Origin of the sequence: Streptomyces sp. NBC_00237, from assembly GCF_026342435.1 — a bacterium.
GTDB lineage: Bacteria > Actinomycetota > Actinomycetes > Streptomycetales > Streptomycetaceae > Streptomyces.
Genome location: NZ_JAPEMT010000005.1, coordinates 26506 through 44709, shown reverse-complemented (window position 1 = coordinate 44709; position 18204 = coordinate 26506). Strand labels below are relative to the sequence as shown.

The following is an 18204-nucleotide window of genomic DNA, read 5'->3' as shown; positions in this document are numbered from 1 at the left end:
ACGCGTGTCCCGTCGTTACTTCTTCAGCGCGGTGACGACGGAGTCGACGTACTTCTCCATCGACGCGGTGCCGCCGAACATCCACACGCCGTCGGGCAGGCGGTGCACCTTGTTGCCCTTGACGAACGGCAGGGACTTCCACACGGCGTTGTCCTTGAGCGTGCCGTCGAAGACGGTGCTGCTCTTGTCCGCCTCGTTGGAGATGTAGGCGAACTCGGTGTCCTTGTCGAGCTTGGTGAGGCCCTCGACGTCGGCCTTGCCCAGACCGTAGTCCTTGTCGCCCTCGACCTTCCAGGGGTTCACCAGGCCGAGCTTGTCGTTGACCGCGCCGATCAGCGAGCCGCTGGTGAAGGGGCGGATGCCGACCTGGTTGCCGGTGAGGTAGCCATCGGCGAAGGCGAACTTGGTGCCCTTGTGCCCGGCCTTCTCCAGTTCCGCCTTGGCGGTGGAGAGCTTGGTCTCGAAGCCCTTCTTGAGCTCGTCGGCCTTGGCCGTGGTGCCGGTGGCCTTGCCGATCAGGTCCAGCTTGTTCGTCATGGTGCCGATGGGGTCCTTGGCGTCGGCACCCTTCAGGGTCAGGACCGGGGCGACCTTCTCCAGCTGCTTGACGGCGGCCGGCGGCAGGTCCGTGGTGGCCACGATCAGGTCGGGCGCGAGGGCGGCGACGGTGTCCATGCTGGGCTCGCCGCGGGTGCCGATGTCCTTCGGGGACTTCGTCAGGGGGGCGGCCTTGTCCCAGTCGTTGTAGCCCTTGATGTCGGCGACGCCGACCGGCTCGACGCCGAGCGACACGAGCTGCTCGACGACGTCCCACTCGGTGCCGACGACCTTCTTGGCGGGGGCGTCGAGCTTGACCGTCTTGCCGTCGGCGCCGGTGAGCGTGATGGCCTCGGCGGCCTTCGTCTCCTTCTTCTTGTCCGCGGCGGGCTCCGTGGTGCCGCAGGCGCTGAGGGCGAGGACGGCCGTGGTGGTGGCTGCGGCGGCGAGGAGGAGGTGTCGTCTCATGACGGGGACTTGAGCCTTTCGAAGTGCGCGGGGGTGCGCGATTCTGCTGGGGGTCGTACGGAGTGGTTGTACGGGGTGGTCGTACGGGGACGGAGAAGTCTGGGGTGGTACGGCGCTACGCGCGGTTCCCGGCCTGAGCGGGCTCGTCGGCCTGCGCGGATCTGGTACCCCGCGCGGCGGTTTCGCCCTGCGCGGCGGTGTCCTCCCGCGCGCTGTCGCTGTCCAGCATGCGTACGCCGTCGGGGGTCCGCCGGGTGTGGTGGCGGCCGATGGCACGGGTGCGCAGCCGTCCGGTGAGCGGGTCGGTGGAGACCTCGATGCGGATGCCGTACGTGTCGGTCAGCCGTTCCGGGGTGAGGACGTCCTCGGGGGTGCCGTCCGCGACGACCCGGCCCGACCTGAGCAGGACGATCCGGTCCGCGATGGCCGCGGTCTGGTCGAGGTCGTGCAGCACGACGCCGACGGCGATGCCGTGGTCGTCGGCCAAGTCCCTTATCAGATCGAGCAGTTCGACCTGGTAGCGCAGATCGAGATACGTCGTCGGCTCGTCGAGGAGCAGTACGCCGGTCTCCTGCGCGAGGCACCCCGCGAGCCACACCCGCTGGAGCTGACCGCCGGACAGGTGCTCGACACCGCGTTCGGCGAGTTCGGTGACGCCGGTCATCGCCAGCGCCCGGTCCACTGCCTCCCGGCCGCCCGGGTCGGCCTTGCCCCAGCGCCCCCGGTAGGGGTAGCGCCCGAAGTCCACGACGTCCCGTACGGAGAGCCCGCTGGGCGTGGGCCGTCCCTGGGTCAGCAGGGCGACGTGCCGCGAGAACTCACGGGGGCTCAGCGCCAGGCCGTCGGTGCCCTCGTCGAGGGTGAGCGCCGCGTGCCGCGCCTGCTGGAGGCGGGCGACGGTGCGCAGCAGCGTCGACTTTCCGCTGCCGTTCGGCCCGACCAGGACGGTGACCTGGCCGGGCGAAAGCTCCAGGGACGCCTCGTGCACGACGTCGACACCGTCGTACGCCACCGTCACGCCCGTGGCGGAGAGGGTGTGGCCACGGGGGGTCGCGGCCTGCGGAAGTTCTTCACCGGCTTTCACGTACTGAAGGTTAGCCTAACCTAAACTTGGCCGAAAACGCCCTCCCCCGATCCGGCCTGACGGCCGGTCGGGGGGCCTGCTTCACGGGGTGCTTCAGAGCTCGCGCGGCACCTTGCGCGCCTTGCTGCGGATGCTGAAGGCCGTGATGATCTCGACGACGCCGACCGCGAGCAGCCAGCAGCCGCCGAGGACGGTGAGCACGGCGACCGAGCTCAGCGGTGACGCGATCAGCACGACGCCGCCGATGGCGGTGAGGATGCCGAGGCAGATCTGCCAGCCGCGGGCGGGGACCGCGGAGTCGGAGGCGGCGGCGATCGTCTGGGTGATGCCGCGGAACAGCCAGCCGATGCCGATCCACAGGGCGAGCAGCAGCAGCGACTGCATCGCACCGCGGAAGCAGAACAGGCCCAGCAGGATCGACAGCGCGCCACTGATGAAGGCCATCACCCGCAACGCCGTGGAGACATGGGTGCCGAAGGCCGCGACCAGTTGCATCACGCCGCTGACCAGCAGGTAGACACCGAAGAGCGCGGCGACGGCCACGAGCGTGGCGCCCGGCCAGGCGAGCACCATGACACCCAGGACGAGTGCGGCGAGACCGGCGGCGAGCACCGCCTGCCAGGCCCCCTTGCCGAGCCGGTGCAGCGGCCCCTCCTCGGGGCGCGGGCCCCACTGCGGGCCCCCTTCGGACGCCGGGGGCGGGGGCTGGGGTGACGTCTGATCCGTGGTCATGGAGCGATTCCTCCGTTCACCCCCCACCAGAACAACGTGCACCCCCACTAGAGCAAACACTCACCGAACCCGCACCGCGAGCGACCCGGGCACGCCCACCGAGCGCCCCCACCGGACGTGCCGACCCGTAGTCACGTTGCTACGTTGAGCGACAAGTCCCACTTTGCACCGCTTTCATCAGCCTCATCCGACTCTCTCCGGGATCTGACGACTATGGGCGTTCTGAAGGACCATCCCGAACTCGCGCTGTTCCTGTGTCTGGCCCTCGGCTACCTGGTCGGCAAGGTCCGTGTCGGGCCCATCACGCTCGGCGGCATCTGCGGCACCCTGATCGTGTCCCTGCTGATGGGGGCCTGGGCGGAGGTTCAGGTCTCCGGCGACGTGAAGACCGTCTTCTTCGCCCTGTTCATCTTCTCGCTGGGCTACCTGGCGGGCCCGCAGTTCTTCGCGAACCTCAACCGCAAGAGCCTGCGCTTCTTCGTGCTCTGCCTCATCGAGCTGGTCAGCGTCCTGGGCATCGCGTACGGCCTCGCGAAGGTCTTCGACCTCGACGTCGGCACCGCCTCCGGCATCCTCGCGGGCGCGGCCACCGAGTCCGCGGTCGTCGGCACCGCGACCGAGGCCATCGGCAAGCTCGGCAACCTGACACCGGACCAGATCACCCAGTACCAGGGCCACGTCGCCACCGCGTACACGGTCTGCTACCTCTTCGGCCTGATCACGATCGTGCTCTACACCAGCCAGATCATGCCGATGCTGATGCGCATCAACCTGGCCGACGCCTCCCGCGAGCTGTGGGAGAAGATGCGCGGCGGCGGCGGTCAGGGCGGCCTGGAGTCCGACGAGCGGGCCGCGCTGCCCGGCCTGGTCGGACGTACGTACCTGGTGACGCACGCGGACGGCCGCACCGTCAGCGACCTGGAGTCGGGCCTCGACGGACGCATCACGGTCGAGGCGGTCAAGCGGGGCAGCAAGGTCTACCCGGCCGCCCCGAACCTCCGCCTCACCCTCTCCGACCTGGTCCTGATCGTCGGACGGCGGGCCAACACCATCGAGGCGGGCCGCCTCATCGGCCCGGAGACCCCCGGCATCCCCGGCCTCGACACCCCGCTCACCTCCCGCCAGATCGCCGTGACCGACAAGGCGACGGACGGCCTGACCATCGACCAACTCCAGCGCAGGCACCCGGAGTTCATCAAGGACGGCGTCTACATCACCGACGTCCTGCGCGGCGACCAGCAGCTCCCCGCCAACCCCGACACCGTCGTCCACCGGGGCGACGTCCTGACCCTGGTCGGCGCGCGCTCCGGGCTCTCCAAGCTGGTCGCCAAGATCGGCGCGGTGGTCAAGAACGACGCCACCGACTTCATCTACCTGGGCCTGGGCATCGTCGTCGGCTCCCTGATCGGCCAGCTCGTGGTCACGATGGGCGACATCCCGATGTCGCTGGGCACCGGCGGCGGCTGCCTGATCTCCGGGCTGCTCTTCGGCTGGTTCCGCTCCCGCACGCAGACCTTCGGCGCGTTCCCGCCGCAGGCCGCGAACACGCTGAAGGACATGGGTCTCGCCCTGTTCATCGCCTGTACGGGCCTGGTCTCGGGGCCGCAGGCGTGGCCGCTGCTCAAGGAGTACGGAGCACTGCTGCCGTTCGCCGGGATCGCCATGGTGCTGGTGCCCGCGACGCTCTCCCTCATCGTCGGCCGGAAGCTCCTGAAGATCGAGAAGCCCCTGCTGATCGGTGCGATCGCCGGACAGCAGTGCTCCACCCCGGCCATCACCTCCATCACCCAGACGGCCCAGAGCTCGGTGCCGATGCTCGGCTACACGATCACCTACACCCTCTCCAACTTCCTTCTTCCGCTGACGGGACCGATCCTCGTCGGTGTCCTGGGGGCCTGACCCATGATCGACTTCCTGGTGCGGGACATCTTCAAGCCGCACCCCGAACTGCTCGTCTTCCTGGTGGTCGCGCTCGGCTTCCTCGTCGGGAAGATCCACTACAAGACCATCGCACTGGGCGCCGTCACCGGCTGCCTGGTGATGGGCCTGCTCTTCGGCGCGCAGCTGAAGGTGCCGGTCAACGGCACGGTGAAGGACCTGTTCTTCATCATGTTCCTGTTCGCCCTGGGCTACAAGGTCGGTCCGCAGTTCTTCCGGGGCCTCAAGAAGGACGGGCTCCCCCAGGTCCTCAACGCGGTCGTCGTCTGCGTGACCGGCCTGCTGGTGGCGTGGGGCTTCGCCGCGATGCTCGGCTACGGTCCCGGCCTGACGGCGGGCCTGATGAGCGGCTCGCTCACCCAGTCCGCCGCGATCGGCGTCGCCCAGGACGCCATCAGCACCCTGCCGGGGCTGAGCGGCGCCGACGCCAAGACGGAGGAGAACCTCGTCGCGGTCGGCTACGCGGTGACGTACCCGCTGGGCACGATCCTCTGCGCGATGCTGCTCGCCAACGTCCTGCCCCGCCTCTACCGCCGCGACCTGGCCACCGAGAGCGCCACGCTCGCCAAGGAGATGGACGCCCCCAACGACAACCCCGACCTGGACGCGGGCTACTACGAGGTCGTGCTGCGCGCGTACACCGTGCAACGCCCCGACATCGTGGGCCGCACGGTCGAGGACTTCGAGAACCAGCAGAAGGAACTGGGCCGCCGTATCTACCTCACCCAGGTGAGACGCGACGGCCAGATTCTGTCCCCGTCCCAGTCGACGGTCCTCGCCGAGGGCGACACCGTCGCGCTGAGCGCACTGCGCGGCGACCTGGTGGAGTACGACGCCCGCACCCACATCGGCGGCGAGGCCGACGACGTCGAACTCCTGGGCTACCAGACCGAGCACCTGCACGTCGTCGCCTCCGAGAAGGCACAGCTCGGCAAGACCGTCGCCGACCTGCGGCGCGAGCCGTTCATGGTCGGTGTGTACGTCGACAAGCTGTACCGGTCCGGCACGGAGTTCCCCTACCGGCTCAGCACCCGGCTGGAACGCGGCGACACCCTCATCCTCACCGGCCCCAAGCGCCTCGTGGACCCGGCGGGCAAGGCGATCGGGAAGCCGGTCCCCACCTCCTTCGCCACCGACATGATCTGGGTGGGCCTCGGCATCTTCCTCGGCGGCTGCGTCGGCATCCCCGCGCTCACCATGGGCGGCGTCCCGATCTCGCTCTCCACCTCGGGCGGCGGCCTGATCATGGGCCTCGTCTTCGGCTACCTGCGCGGCAAGTACCCCACCTTCGGCAACGTACCGCCGGGCGCGCAGTGGTTGATGGACACACTCGGGCTGTGCATGTTCGTCGCGATCGTCGGCATCAACGCCGGTCCCAGCTTCACCAGCGGACTGTCCACGGCGGGCTGGGGCCTGCTGGTCTTCGGCGCGGTCACCACGGTCGTCCCGCTCCTGGTCGGCTTCCTCTTCGGCCATCACGTACAGAAGATCCGCTTCCCGATCCTGATGGGCGTCCTGGCGGGCGGCCAGACCACCACCGCCGCGATCGGCGCCCTCAACGAGAACGCCAAGTCCCAGATCCCCACGCTCGGTTACACGATCCCGTACGCCATCGGGAACGTGCTGCTGACCATCTGGGGCGCGGTCGTCGTCCTGCTCCATCACTGACGGTCGTCGACCTGCTCCACCACTGAACGCCCCTTCTGCGCAACGGAGACGCACCATGCCCAAGTCCACGTACAGCCGCGAGGAGATGAAGCGTCTCTCCTCCCTCAGCCCCTTCGAGCTGAAGGCCGAGTTCATCAAGCTGGCCGAGTCCGCGCAGGCGGACAAGCCGGGCCAGAAGGGCGAGGCCGCCCGCACCATGCTCAACGCGGGCCGAGGCAACCCCAACTGGGTCGCCACCGGCCCCCGCGAGGCGTTCCACGCCCTCGGCTACTTCGCCCTCGGCGAGTCGCGCCGGGTCTGGACGGCCGACAACCTGGGCGGCATGCCGGAGAAGGCGGGCGCGGGCGAGCGCTTCGAGCGCTTCGTGCGCACGCATCCGGACCTGCCCGGCATCGAGATGCTGAAGGCGAGCTTCGACCTGGCGGTGGAGCGCTTCGGCTTCGTCAGGGACGACTTCGTGCACGAGATGGCCGACTCGATGATCGGCGACAACTACCCGAGCCCGGACCGCATGCTGACGCACTGCGAGAAGGTCGTCCGCGGCTACCTCCAGGACGAGATGTTCGACAAGAACCCCCCGGCCGACAACCTCAGCGTCTTCGCCACCGAGGGCGGCACGGCGGCCATGTGCTACCTGTTCGACTCCCTCATGAAGAACGGCATCCTCCACAAGGGCGACAAGATCGCGCTGATGGTGCCGGAGTTCACCCCGTACCTGGAGATCCCGGAACTCGACACGTACGACTTCGAGGTGGTCCCCGTCTCGGCCAGCATGTTCGCCGAGAACGGGGTGCGCGAGTGGCGCTACCCCACCGAGGAGGTCGCCAAGCTCGCCGACCCCTCGGTCAGGATGGTCTGCCTGGTCAACCCGAGCAACCCGCCGTCCCTCGCGCTCTCCCAGCGGGTCACCGACCAGATCAAGGAGATCGTCGCCACCTCGAACCCGAACCTCGTCATCGTCACGGACGACGTGTACGGCACGTTCGTGGAGGGGTTCCGCTCGATCGCCGCCGACCTCCCCCGCAACACGCTCCTGGTCTACTCGTACTCCAAGCACTACGGGGCGACGGGCTGGCGCATCGGCGTGATCGGCCTGCACGACGACAACGTGATCGACGAGATGATCGCCGCGCTGCCGCAGGAGACCAAGGACGCCCTCGCCCGGCGGTACGGCACCCTCACCCTGGAACCCGAGAAGATCCGCTTCATCGACCGTCTGGTCGCCGACTCCCGCCAGGTCGCCCTGAACCACACCGCGGGCCTCTCCCTCCCCCAACAGGTCATGATGGTCCTCTTCTCCCTCTTCGACATGCTGGAGGAGGGCCAGGAGTACAAGCGCCGCATCCGCGCGATCTGCCACCGCCGCCTCGAACTCCTCCTCGAAGGCGCACAGATGAAGATCGCGGAGGACCCGAAGCGGGCGGCGTACTACATCGAGCTCGACCTCCTCGCCGAGGCCGAGCGCGTCCAGGGCAAGGCTTTCGCGGACTTCCTGGAGCAGAACTACGAGCCGGTCGACCCGCTGTTCCGCCTGGCCGAGCAGACCGGCGTGGTCCTTCTCAACGGGGGTGGCTTCGACGGCCCGGAATGGTCGGTCCGCGCCTCCCTGGCGAACCTGGACGACCTGGACTACCTCCAGATCGGCCACCACCTCCGCAAGATCTTCGCCGACTACATCACCGAATGGCAGTCCTCCACCCCCACCCCCTGACCCCCACCCCCTTGGACGCCGGGCCTCCCCTCCCCCGCCTCCCCCCAGGGGCGGCGGGACCATCCCTTCCTCCCCTTCCGCCCCACCCCCTCGGGCGCCGGGCCCCCTTGGGCGGCGGGGCTCGCCTCGTCCCCGTGGGCGGCGGGGCCGTTGCCTCGTCCCCTTGGGCGGCGGGGCCGCCCCCCGGGGGCGGAACGGGCGGGCAAGGGGGCGGCACCCCTCGCTCCGGGCCCACCCCGGTGCCGCCCGCCCTTACCTCGCCCGACGGGTGCCGCCGCACCCCGGTGCGCCTGCGGCGGGCCGCCCCAGACCCACCCCTTCACCTAAAGCGCTCGCCGCGCGGCAGTCCCGCACACGTGCGGGCGCGTCGTGGCCGGCCGCGCAGTTCCCCGCGCCCCTCAAGGGCGCGCCCGCGCGGCGGAGCCGCACAGTGACACAGCCCCGCGCCCCTAAAGGGCATGCTCCACAGCCCCCAACCCCCCGAAAGGGGCCGCCCCATGCACCCCCTCACCCACCTCGACCACACCGTGTTCGACAAGATCGCCTCCGCCCACATCCCCGGCGCCGACCAAGCCCTCCCCGCCCTCTCCCGAGCCGCCAACCACGGCCGCCTCTGGTTCGCCTCCGCCGCCACCCTCGCCGCACTCGGCGGCCCGAAAGCCCGCCGCGCCGCCCGCCGAGGCATCGGCTCCCTCGCCCTCGCCTCCCTCGCCACCAACGTCGTCGCCAAGTACGCGGTCCGCCGCCACCGACCCGCCACCGACCGCGTCCCCTTCGTCCGCCGCCCCGCCACAACCCCCTGGACCTCCTCCTTCCCCTCCGGCCACTCCGCGTCGGCCGCCGCCTTCGCCGCCGGAGTCGCCCTCGAAGCCCCCCGGTACGGAGCGCTCGTCGCCCCGGTCGCCGCCGCCGTCGCCTTCTCCCGGGTGTACGTCGGCGTGCACTACCCCGGTGACGTCCTCGCGGGCTGCGCCCTGGGCATCGCCGCAGCGGCCGTCACCTGCTACTGGTGGCCCCCACGCCCGCCCTTCGTACGCGACGGCCGCACCCGCGTCGAAGCCCCGGCGCTCCCCCACGGCGAGGGCCTGGTCATCGTCGCCAACTCGGGCTCAGGCAAAGGCGTTCCGGGCCGCATCCCCGCCCACGAGCACCTGCGCATCCTCCTCCCCGAGGCGGAGATCCTGGTCCGCGAGCAGGGCGACGACCTCCTCGACATCCTCGACAAGGCAGTCGTACGGGCGAACCAACTGGCCGGTGTCCTCGGCGTCTGCGGCGGCGACGGAACCGTCAGCGCGGCGGCCTCCCGCGCGGCGCGGGCGGGCCTCCCCCTCGCCGTCTTCCCCGGCGGCACCCTCAACCACTTCGCCCTCGACGCGGGCGCCGCCACCTTCGAGGACACCGCGCACGCGGTCCAGCACGGCGAAGCGGTACGCGTCGACCTGGCCCACGTGACCGACGGCACGGACGACGGCACGGGCGACGGCACCGACGGCACCCCCGTCACCGACTTCGTGAACACCTTCAGCATCGGCCTCTACCCGGAACTGGTCCGCCGCCGCGAGCAGTGGGAGGACCGCATCGGCAAGTGGCCCGCCGCAGCCGTATCCCTCCTCTCCGTCCTCCGCGACGCCACCCCCCTCCACCTGCGCGTCAACGGCCAACCCCGCACGCTCTGGCTCCTGTTCGCGGGCAACGGCCACTACTACCCCGACGGCCTGGCCCCCTCCCACCGCCCGTACCTGGACGAGGGCCTCCTGGACGTCCGTACGGTCGACGCCGACGCCCGCCTGGCCCGCACCCGCCTGGCGGTCTCCACCCTCGGCGGCGCACTGAACCGCTCCCGGGTCTTCCACACCGAACGCGTCGAGCGGCTCGCCCTCGACGACCTGACCGAGGTCGACCTCCTCGCCCACGACGGCGAGACGACCCCCTCCCCGGACTCACTCCGCCTCACGAAGTCCCGGGGAGCCCTCACCGTCTACAGCCCGGCCGGAGACCTCGGCGAGATCCGCCAGCAGTTCCTCACCGCGACCGCCCGCCTCACCCCGCCTGACGGCGCTCCTTCCCCCTGGCGACAGCTCCGGCTGAGAGGAGCGTCGCAGTCGCGAGGCCGCCCCACAGGGCCGTCGGACCGTGAGGGGCCAGCGCGGTGATCACCGCCGGGAACACCGCGAGGCCGAGTCCCGCGGAGAGCTCGAAGCGGGCGAGCGTACGGCCCAGCGCGCGAGCCGGACCGAGGATGGCGACGAGCGCGGTGGCGCTGCCCGCGTACAGGACCCGAACCGGACCTCCCACGACCGGTGCCGCTGGAGACGGGCACCCTGCGCCGGGAAGCCCTCACCCATCCCGTACGCCTGTGCCTGCTGCGCACCCTGGCCCGAGGCCCGCACACCACCGGCGAACTGGCCCGCGTCTGGGAGCTCTCGCTCCCGGAGGCATCCCGCCACCTGGCCGTCCTGCGCCGCACCGGCCTGCTGACGGCCCACCGCCAGCGCCGCTACGTCCGCCCCTCCCCCCACACCCCGCACACGTCCCCCGTCCCGGCCACCGTCGCCACGAGCGCCAGCGAGTTGCGCACCACGGCCGCCACGTACTCCTCCGGGACCCCGGCGATCGCGTCCTCTGCCACGACCACGCCGTACCCCAGGTTCACGAGGTCGAAGACCGCGTTCGGCACCGCGACGTTCGCCGACACCCCGACCACCACCACGTTCCGGCACCCCAGATTCCGCAGCAGCGCGTCCACGCCCGTTCCCGCGACCGGCGACAGGCCGTGCAGCCGCCGCACCACGAGGTCGGCTTCCGCGACCTCGATCGGCTCAGCCACCCGCACCGCTCGCGTCCCCGCGATCTGCTGCACGGGCAGCCGCTCCGCCGCCCGGAACAACCGTGCGTTACGGCTCGCCCCGCGCCCGTCCGGCCGACGCTCGGCCACCGCGTGCACGACCTGCACCCCGGCCCCGTGCGCGGCCGCCACCAGCCGGGCGACGTTCCCCAGAACCCCCGACTTCCTTGCCTGGGCGGCGAGTTCGGGCAGCGCACTGTCTTCGCCGACGACACCCTCCTGGCACTCCACCGTGAGCAGCACGGTCGTTCCCGGATCGAGCTGAGCCACCAGCCGCTCGTACGACGACATCCCGACACCCCTCCGAAGTTCCCACCACCCCAGGACCGGGCCGCGACCCTAACGGCCATTGCGCCCCGAAGGAAGAGCCCGCATGCTTTCTGACGCATACACCTGACATAGCATCAGACACCTTGCAGGGGAGCCCAGATGACCACCACCGACACCCAGCGCCGAGGCCGCCGCATCATGATGACCGACGCCGAGCGCGACACCTACCTCACCGAGCAGCGCACCTGCCGGGTGGCCACGGTCTCGGCGGACGGCGCCCCGCACATCGGCGCACTGTGGTTCGTGTGGGACGGCACCTCGCTCTGGCTGTACTCGATCACCCGCAGCCGCCGCTGGGGACAGCTGCGCAAGGACCCCCGGATCGCGGTCGTGGTGGACGACGGCGTGGAGTACGCGGACCTGCGCGGCGTCGAACTCTCCGGCACGGCGGTCTTCGTCGGCGAAGCTCCCCGCACCGGCGAGGACTGCCCCGAACTCACCGACCCCGAGCGGATGTTCACACAGAAGTACTTCGGCCTCGCCGAGATGCCGCACGACGGCCGCCACGCCTGGCTGCGCCTGACCCCGGACGCCGTCGCCTCCTGGGACTTCCGCAAACTGGCCGCCCTCTGAGCCCGGAAGAGCCCTCGCGGAAGGGCACTGGCAGAAGGGCACTGGCAGAAGGGCCCTTGCGGGCCGCGCCCTCGCCGGACGCCCCTAACTGGCCACCCGCTCCCCCGCCGCCGCCAGCGCCTCCACCGCCGCCCTGATCGAGGGCCGCCGGTCGGCGTCTGCGCGCCACACCGCGTACACGTGCCGCCGCATGGCATGCCGTACGGGCACCACACTCACCCCCTCCGGAACCGGCCCCCGCCCGAGCCTGGGCGCGACACACACCCCCAACCCGGCCTCTACGAGCGCGAGTTGCGTGGCATGCTCCTCCGCCACGTGCGCGAGCCTGGGCTCCACCCCCACCCCCCGCAGCGTCAGCAGCAGCCATTCGTGGCAGAACTCCCCCTCCGCCCAGGTCACCCAGTCGTCGTCGGCGAACTCCGCGAGGTCCACCTCGCCCCGCCCGGCGAGCGGATGCCCGACCGGCATCGCGACGTCGGCCGGGTCGTCGAGGAGTTCACGCTTGGCGAGCCCGGCGGGCATGGAGAGCGGCTTGTTGTACCAGTCGAGGACGACGGCGACGTCACAGTCCCCGCGCACCACGCCCCTCACCGCCGCATCCGGTTCCATCTCCCGCATCTTCACCCGGAGTTGGGGGTGACGGTCACGCAGCCCGGCGAGCGCGGTCGGCACCAGCCCACGGGCGGCGGTCGGGAAGGCGGCCAGCGTCAGATCGCCGACGACCCGCCCCCGCTGCGCCTCGATGTCGGCCTGGGCGCGCTCCGCCTGCGACAGGATGGCCGACGCGTGCCCGGCGAGCAGCCGACCGGCCTCCGTCAGCCGCACCCCCCGCCCGTTCTTGGCGAGCAGCGGCTCACCGATCTCCCGTTCCAGCTTGGCCAGTTGCTGCGACACGGCGGACGTGGTGACGTGCAGCCCCTCCGCCGCCCCGCTGACCGACCCGTGCCGGGCGAGGGCGTCCAGGGTGCGCAGCCTCTCCAGATTCAACATGTAAGCAATGCTACGCGGTCCCGCCACGAAAAGTTGCTTGTGCTACGAGGTTGAACCGGTCCATGGTGACCCTCATGACCCTCGTGACCCCGGCCCGGAGCCGCACCACCGCGCCGCCCTCCTCCCCTCCCGCCCCATCTCACCGCCCGCTGCTCGACTGGCGCGTACGCTTCGCCGCGCTCGCCCTGATCTGGGGCTTCAGCTTCCTCTTCATCAAGGTGGGCACACACGGCTTCGCCCCTTTCCAGGTCACCTTCGGTCGGCTCTTCTTCGGCGCCCTGGTCCTGGTGGCGGCCATGGCGCTGAAGCGCCAGCGCCTGCCCCGCGCCCTCCGCACCTGGGGTCACCTCACGGTCGCCGCGTTCTTCCTCAACGCGCTCCCCTTCTCCCTCTTCGCCTACTCCGAGCTGACGATCCCCTCCACGCTCGCGGGCATCTGCAACGCCACCTCCCCGCTGTGGGGCATGGCCCTCTCCCTCGTGGCGCTCTCGGAGGACCGCCCCACCCGCCGCCGCGTCGCGGGCCTGGGCCTCGGCTTCATCGGCGTACTGACCGTGCTCGGCGCGTGGCAGGGCTTCTCGGGCGTCGACCCGACCGGCACCGCGATGGCGCTCCTCGCGTCCCTCAGCTACCCGATCGGCTGGATCTACCTGCGCCGCACCCTGGGCGGCAACAAGGACTCGGCCCTCTCGATGACCGGCACCCAGCTCCTCCTCGGCACCGCCCAACTCGCGGTGGTCACCCCCCTCTTCACCACCTTCCCCACCCACTTCCCCCTGCTCCCCCTCCTCTCCGTCATCGCCCTCGGCGCACTCGGCACGGGCCTCGCCATGCTCATCCAGTACGACCTGGTCCGTGAGGTCGGGCCCACGACGGCGCAGACGGTCACCTACTTCATCCCGGTGATCGCCACCGCCGCCGGAGTCACCCTCCTCAACGAACACCTCACCTGGAACACCCCCGTCGGCGCCCTCATCGTCCTGGCAGGCGCCGCCCTCGTAGGGGCGCGGGGCAGTAACACCGTGCGGCTCCGCCGCGCGGGCGCGCCCAGCCACAACGCCCTGGCGAAGAGAGAAGAAAGGTCCCGCGCAGCGGCCTGAACCGCACCCCACCAACACCCCCACCCGCGCCCGCTCACCCGTACCTCCGCCCCTCCTCCCTCGGCCCCGGCCCCACCGCATCCGCCACCGCATCCGCCACCACCCCGATCTCCTCCACCCCCAACGAGGAAACGGTCAACCGGACCCCCGCCCCCGCCGCCATCCGGAACCGGGCCCCCGGCGCCACCCCCCACCCCGCATAGAGCATCCGCGCCACCACCCCCGTCTCGTCCGCCACCGGCACCCACACGTTCATCCCGCTCCGCCCGTACGCCCGCACGCCCCGCTCCGCCAGCCCCGCGACCAGCGCGTCCCGCCGCTCCCCGTACGAGCGCGCCACCGCGTCCGTGTCCACCGCACCCGAGGTCCACAACCGCACCACCGCCTGCTGGAGCAGTCGGCTCACCCACCCGGGCCCGAGCCGCTGCCTCCCCCGCACCCGGTCCACGGTCTCCGCGTCACCCGTCAGCACGGCAACGCGCAGATCCGGCCCGTACCCCTTCGAAACCGACCGCACGAACACCCACGGCCCACCACCCGCCCGCGCACCGGCAGGCCCACCCGACAGCGCGTTCACCGGCAGATCCACGATCCCGTGCCCGTGGTCGTCCTCGACCAACAACACGGTCGGCCACCCCGCCAGCACCTCCCGCAGCTCCGCCGCCCGCCGCGCGCTCACCGCCGCCCCCGTCGGATTCTGCGCCCGGGACGTCACCACGACCGCTCTCGCCCCGCCCCGCAGGGCCCGCTCCACCTCACCCGGCAGCGGCCCCTCGTCGTCCACCGCCACCGGCACAGCGCGCAGTCCGAGCGCGGGCACGAGATCGAGCATGGCCCCCCACCCGGGATCCTCCACCGCGACCGTGTCCCCCGGCTTCAGGTGTACGGCCAGCACCCGCTCGATCGCGTCCAGCGAACCCGATGCCACCGCCACCGGCCCGTCCGGAACCCCTGCCGCGTCGAAACCCTCCCGGGCCAGCCGCGCCAGCTCCGGCTCGACGGTCTCCTCCCCGTACATCACGGGCCGCGCGTCCGCCCGCTCCACGGCCCACCCCAACGCATCCCGCAACGACGGCAGCAGCGCCGGGTCCGGATTGCCCATTGACAGATCGCGTACGCCCTCGGGAAGGTCCGCCCGGATCGACTCGCGCGCCGTCACGGCGGGCCGCGCCCGGATGCGGCTCCCCCGCCGCCCGGCCGTCTCGATCACTCCGCGCTCCCGCAGCATCCGGTACGCGGACGCGACCGTATTGGGATTCACCCCCAGCTCGGCCGCCAACTCCCGCATAGGCGGCAGGAGTTGCCCCGGCGCGAGCGCACCTTCCCCCACCCCGCGCTCCACACTCGCGGAAATTTCTGCTGCACGTCCGCCGCTGATCCGATACTCTCCTAGCACAAAACGCAGTATGCACTAGTGCAATGGAGAGCGCAATGCAGGACACCACCGCCCCCGCCGCCCCGGCCTCCTACACCCCCACCGACCGCACCGTCCCCACCCGCTCCCCCGAACGCGCCTCCTACGACCGTGAACTGGTGCACTCGATACTGGACGAGGCGTACGTCTGCCACCTCGGCTTCGTCCGCGACGGCGCACCCGTCGTCCTGCCCACGCTCTACGGGCGGATCGGCGACAGCCTGTACGTGCACGGCTCGACCGGATCGCGCCCGCTGCGGGCCGCCGGGCGCACGGAGGAGGCCCCGGGCATCGAGGTCTGCCTGACCGTCACCCACGTGGACGGTCTCGTGCTGGCCCGCTCCGCCTTCCACCACTCCATCAACTACCGCTCCGTCGTCGTGCACGGCACCGCGCGCCCGGTCGTCGACGAGGAGGAACGGCGCATCGCCCTCGACGCCCTCGTGGACCACGTCGTCCCCGGCCGCTCCCGCGACTCGCGCCCCGCGAACGCCAAGGAGCTGGCCGCGACAGCCGTACTGCGCCTGGATCTTGACGAAGTGTCGGCGAAGATCCGTACCGGCGGCCCGAACGACGAGCCCGAGGACGCGACCCTCCCGCACTGGACCGGAGTCGTCCCCCTCACCCGCGGCCACGGCGCCCCGATCCCCGCCGACGACCTCGACCCGGCCGTCCCCCTCCCCGCCTACCTCACCACTCTCTGAGCGGGGCCGCTCGCAGCAGCGCTACGCCGCCAAGGCCCCCCGCCGCGCGAACGTCAGCAGGCACACCGCCAGAACGACAGCGACAGCGGACCGAGGTCCCTGACCGCGAACACCAGGGCGGCCGCCACCCCGGGGCATCCCCGGGGTCCTTCGGTCCTCGGACCTGGCCGCCGGACAGGCCCTGCGGCCCCGCGCGCTGGAAAGCGGCGAGGGGCGGAAGTACGCGTACGCTCAACATGACCGCCCCCTACGGGGAGGTCCGCCCGGCCGACAACGCACCCTCAGTGTCGGTGATGTCGCCGTCGCGGCCGCCTTCTCCCGCGTCCGGGACACCGCCCGCCACCGGCCCCTCGCTCGGGGCTTTCGGGGTGGACGACTGCGCGATGAACGCGCCGATCAGCACCACGGCCCCGCCCACGATCTGCGGCGTCGACAGGTGTTCGCGCAGCAGCACCCAGGCCGCCACCGTCGCGATGACCGCCTCCAGACAGGCCAGCACCCCGGCCACCTGCGGCGACAGCCTCCGAATGGACTTCACCCCGGTGACGTACGCGACGACGGTCGCGATCAGCACGACCCAGCCGAGCAGCGCCCACGCCTGGACCTGGCTGCCGCCCATGTCGACGGCGCCGCCCAGGATGCCCCACCTCATGTTCCACGGCTGCGCGATCACCGTCATGACACCGGCGCCGACGAGCAGTCCGTACGCGATGACGCCCAGCGGATCGACCGCGTCGTCGCCCTCGCCGCTCTGGTCGGACAGCACGAAGTACCCGACCTGGCAGCAGGCCGCGCCGAGCGCGAGCAGCAGCCCGAGGGCGTCGAAGCTGAGCCCCGCCCACACCTCGACCACGCACGCGAGGCCGCCGACCGCGAGCACCACGCCCACGGCTGCCGCCCGCGTCACCGGCCTGCGCTGCACGAACCGCACCCAGCCGAGCACCAGCGCGGGCGCGAGGTACTCGATGAGCAGGGCGACCCCGACCGGAATCCGCGACAGCGAGGCGAAGTAGAAGCCCTGGACTCCGGCGATGGCGAGCAGGCCGAACCCGGCGAGCAGTACCGGCTTGCGGCGCACGAGCGCCCGGTGCCGCCAGGCGAGCGGCAGCATCACGAGCGCCGCCCCCGCCACCCGCAGCCACACCACGTGCAGCGGGTCGAGCCCCGCCTCGATCAGCGGCTTGGCCGCGACACCTGAACCACCGAATGCGAGTGCCGAGACCAGGGCGAGACCGAGGCCGACACTCCTTCCCTGAGCGTGCATCGGCACATCATGTCAGGTGGGGTCAGGACCGTCACCTGTGTCACACCTGTCGAGACGGAAGCCCGGCAAACCGCCCCAAAAGGCCACAACCGCAAGGGTTTTCCGCTGTACGCAACCGACGTGACACGCCGCATCGGGCAGGTCGCCGACCGACCCGTCAGGCCGTACGGGACCCCACCCACGGGCTCCCCGCCAGCCCCTCCGGGTCGACGCCCGCATGCCGCAGCACCTCGACCGCCCGGCAGTCAGGGTCGCCCGCAAGCGCGGAAAGGAGGTCTATGCCACCGGCGCGGGGATCCTCGCGCACCGCCGCCCGCGCGAGGGCGGCCTCCATGGCGCGCACCGCTGCGGGCGACCAGCCGGTCACGGGCGTCGCCAGGGGTGCACCCTCGACCCTGGCCTGCCAGCGCAGCCCGTACCCGATGCTGCGCTGCACGAGATAGCCGAGGACACGGGCGAGCTGCGCGCCGCCCTCGAAGACCTCGCGCACGTCGGGGTCGGCCTCCAGCAGCGAGTGCAGCAGATGGGCGGTGTCGATCTGGCGGTCGCCGTCCCGGACGGCCCGACGGCGCGCACCTGCGACCACCGCGGCCAGCTCTGCGGTGAGCCTGGCCTCGATGTCTGCGCGCGGGTGGACGACGCCTCCGGCAGCGGAAGTACCGGAAGAACCGGTCGATCCGGAAGGAGGTCGGGCGGGAAGGTGCACGTCTTCACCCCATCACCCGCACCCCGGCGCGGTCATCCGCGCGGGGGAGCATCTTGGCGTCCCACCGGAGTTGGGCACGGCCTCTCACCCCCTCCTCCTTGCGGAGGAGATCGGATGAAACTTCCCTGAGAAGGGCACCG

At 71.4% G+C, this 18204-nt stretch carries 15 protein-coding genes and 2 pseudogenes; 8 read left to right on the top strand and 9 right to left on the bottom strand.

Annotated features, from left to right (window positions below):
* Positions 1-15: 15 nt before the first annotated feature.
* The 3 genes from OG897_RS36070 to OG897_RS36060 all read right to left on the bottom strand — a co-directional run bounded on the left by OG897_RS36070 (position 16) and on the right by OG897_RS36060 (position 2821).
* Positions 16-1005, bottom strand: coding sequence for an iron-siderophore ABC transporter substrate-binding protein (locus tag OG897_RS36070; RefSeq protein ID WP_266663836.1), 990 nt, complete (start codon positions 1003-1005; stop codon positions 16-18).
* Positions 1006-1120: 115 nt separating this feature from the next.
* The gene (locus tag OG897_RS36065; RefSeq protein ID WP_266663834.1) at positions 1121-2089 is read right to left on the bottom strand and encodes an ABC transporter ATP-binding protein; all 969 of its coding nucleotides are present in this window, start codon (positions 2087-2089) and stop codon (positions 1121-1123) included.
* 93 nt (positions 2090-2182) lie between these two features.
* On the bottom strand, positions 2183-2821 hold the full coding sequence (locus OG897_RS36060; RefSeq protein ID WP_266663832.1) for an HdeD family acid-resistance protein: 639 nt from the start codon (positions 2819-2821) through the stop codon (positions 2183-2185).
* 213 nt (positions 2822-3034) lie between these two features.
* Here OG897_RS36060 and aspT (OG897_RS36055) point away from each other — a divergent pair, with 213 nt between their 5' ends.
* From aspT (OG897_RS36055) to OG897_RS36040, 4 genes are all read left to right on the top strand, one after another.
* On the top strand, positions 3035-4720 hold the full coding sequence (aspT, locus tag OG897_RS36055; protein WP_266663830.1) for an aspartate-alanine antiporter: 1686 nt from the start codon (positions 3035-3037) through the stop codon (positions 4718-4720).
* Between the two features lie 3 nt (positions 4721-4723).
* The gene (gene aspT, locus OG897_RS36050) at positions 4724-6427 is read left to right on the top strand and encodes an aspartate-alanine antiporter (RefSeq protein WP_266663828.1); all 1704 of its coding nucleotides are present in this window, start codon (positions 4724-4726) and stop codon (positions 6425-6427) included.
* Positions 6428-6482: 55 nt separating this feature from the next.
* Positions 6483-8138, top strand: coding sequence for a bifunctional aspartate transaminase/aspartate 4-decarboxylase (locus tag OG897_RS36045; RefSeq protein ID WP_266663826.1), 1656 nt, complete (start codon positions 6483-6485; stop codon positions 8136-8138).
* Positions 8139-8635: 497 nt separating this feature from the next.
* Complete coding sequence (locus OG897_RS36040) at positions 8636-10291, top strand: bifunctional phosphatase PAP2/diacylglycerol kinase family protein (protein WP_266663820.1); 1656 nt, start codon at positions 8636-8638, stop codon at positions 10289-10291.
* On the opposite strand, the pseudogene OG897_RS36035 reads toward OG897_RS36040, so the two are convergent.
* Positions 10179-10415: pseudogene (locus OG897_RS36035) on the bottom strand (MFS transporter); the annotation flags it as partial. The gene OG897_RS36040 and the pseudogene OG897_RS36035 sit on opposite strands and share 113 nt — an antisense overlap.
* A gap of 14 nt (positions 10416-10429) precedes the next feature.
* Between OG897_RS36035 and OG897_RS36030 the strand changes: the two are divergent.
* Positions 10430-10663, top strand: a pseudogene (locus OG897_RS36030) (ArsR/SmtB family transcription factor); the annotation flags it as partial.
* Here the strand turns inward: OG897_RS36030 and OG897_RS36025 are convergent.
* Positions 10636-11274 (bottom strand): isochorismatase family protein, encoded by a 639-nt coding sequence (locus OG897_RS36025; RefSeq protein WP_266663818.1) that lies wholly within the window; start codon positions 11272-11274, stop codon positions 10636-10638. The pseudogene OG897_RS36030 and the gene OG897_RS36025 overlap by 28 nt on opposite strands.
* Before the next feature lie 138 nt (positions 11275-11412).
* Here OG897_RS36025 and OG897_RS36020 point away from each other — a divergent pair, with 138 nt between their 5' ends.
* Entirely contained in the window at positions 11413-11886 is a 474-nt protein-coding gene (locus OG897_RS36020) for a pyridoxamine 5'-phosphate oxidase family protein (protein WP_266663816.1), read from the top strand.
* 84 nt (positions 11887-11970) lie between these two features.
* On the opposite strand, the gene OG897_RS36015 is transcribed toward OG897_RS36020, so the two are convergent.
* The gene (locus OG897_RS36015) at positions 11971-12876 is read right to left on the bottom strand and encodes a LysR family transcriptional regulator (protein ID WP_266663814.1); all 906 of its coding nucleotides are present in this window, start codon (positions 12874-12876) and stop codon (positions 11971-11973) included.
* A 74-nt stretch (positions 12877-12950) separates the two neighbouring features.
* Here OG897_RS36015 and OG897_RS36010 point away from each other — a divergent pair, with 74 nt between their 5' ends.
* Positions 12951-13976 (top strand): DMT family transporter, encoded by a 1026-nt coding sequence (locus OG897_RS36010; RefSeq protein WP_266663812.1) that lies wholly within the window; start codon positions 12951-12953, stop codon positions 13974-13976.
* 34 nt (positions 13977-14010) lie between these two features.
* Here OG897_RS36010 and OG897_RS36005 read toward each other — a convergent pair whose 3' ends face one another.
* Positions 14011-15372: an aminotransferase class I/II-fold pyridoxal phosphate-dependent enzyme gene (locus tag OG897_RS36005; RefSeq protein ID WP_266663810.1), complete on the bottom strand. Its 1362-nt coding sequence runs from the start codon at positions 15370-15372 to the stop codon at positions 14011-14013.
* Positions 15373-15395: 23 nt separating this feature from the next.
* On the opposite strand from OG897_RS36005, the gene OG897_RS36000 reads away from it, so the two are divergent.
* Entirely contained in the window at positions 15396-16094 is a 699-nt protein-coding gene (locus tag OG897_RS36000) for a pyridoxamine 5'-phosphate oxidase family protein (protein ID WP_266663807.1), read from the top strand.
* Between the two features lie 247 nt (positions 16095-16341).
* Here the strand turns inward: OG897_RS36000 and OG897_RS35995 are convergent, their stop codons facing one another.
* Positions 16342-17358 (bottom strand): DMT family transporter, encoded by a 1017-nt coding sequence (locus tag OG897_RS35995; protein WP_266663805.1) that lies wholly within the window; start codon positions 17356-17358, stop codon positions 16342-16344.
* A 157-nt stretch (positions 17359-17515) separates the two neighbouring features.
* Positions 17516-17977, bottom strand: coding sequence for a Clp protease N-terminal domain-containing protein (locus tag OG897_RS35990; RefSeq protein ID WP_266664576.1), 462 nt, complete (start codon positions 17975-17977; stop codon positions 17516-17518).
* Between the last annotated feature and the right edge of the window lie 227 nt (positions 17978-18204).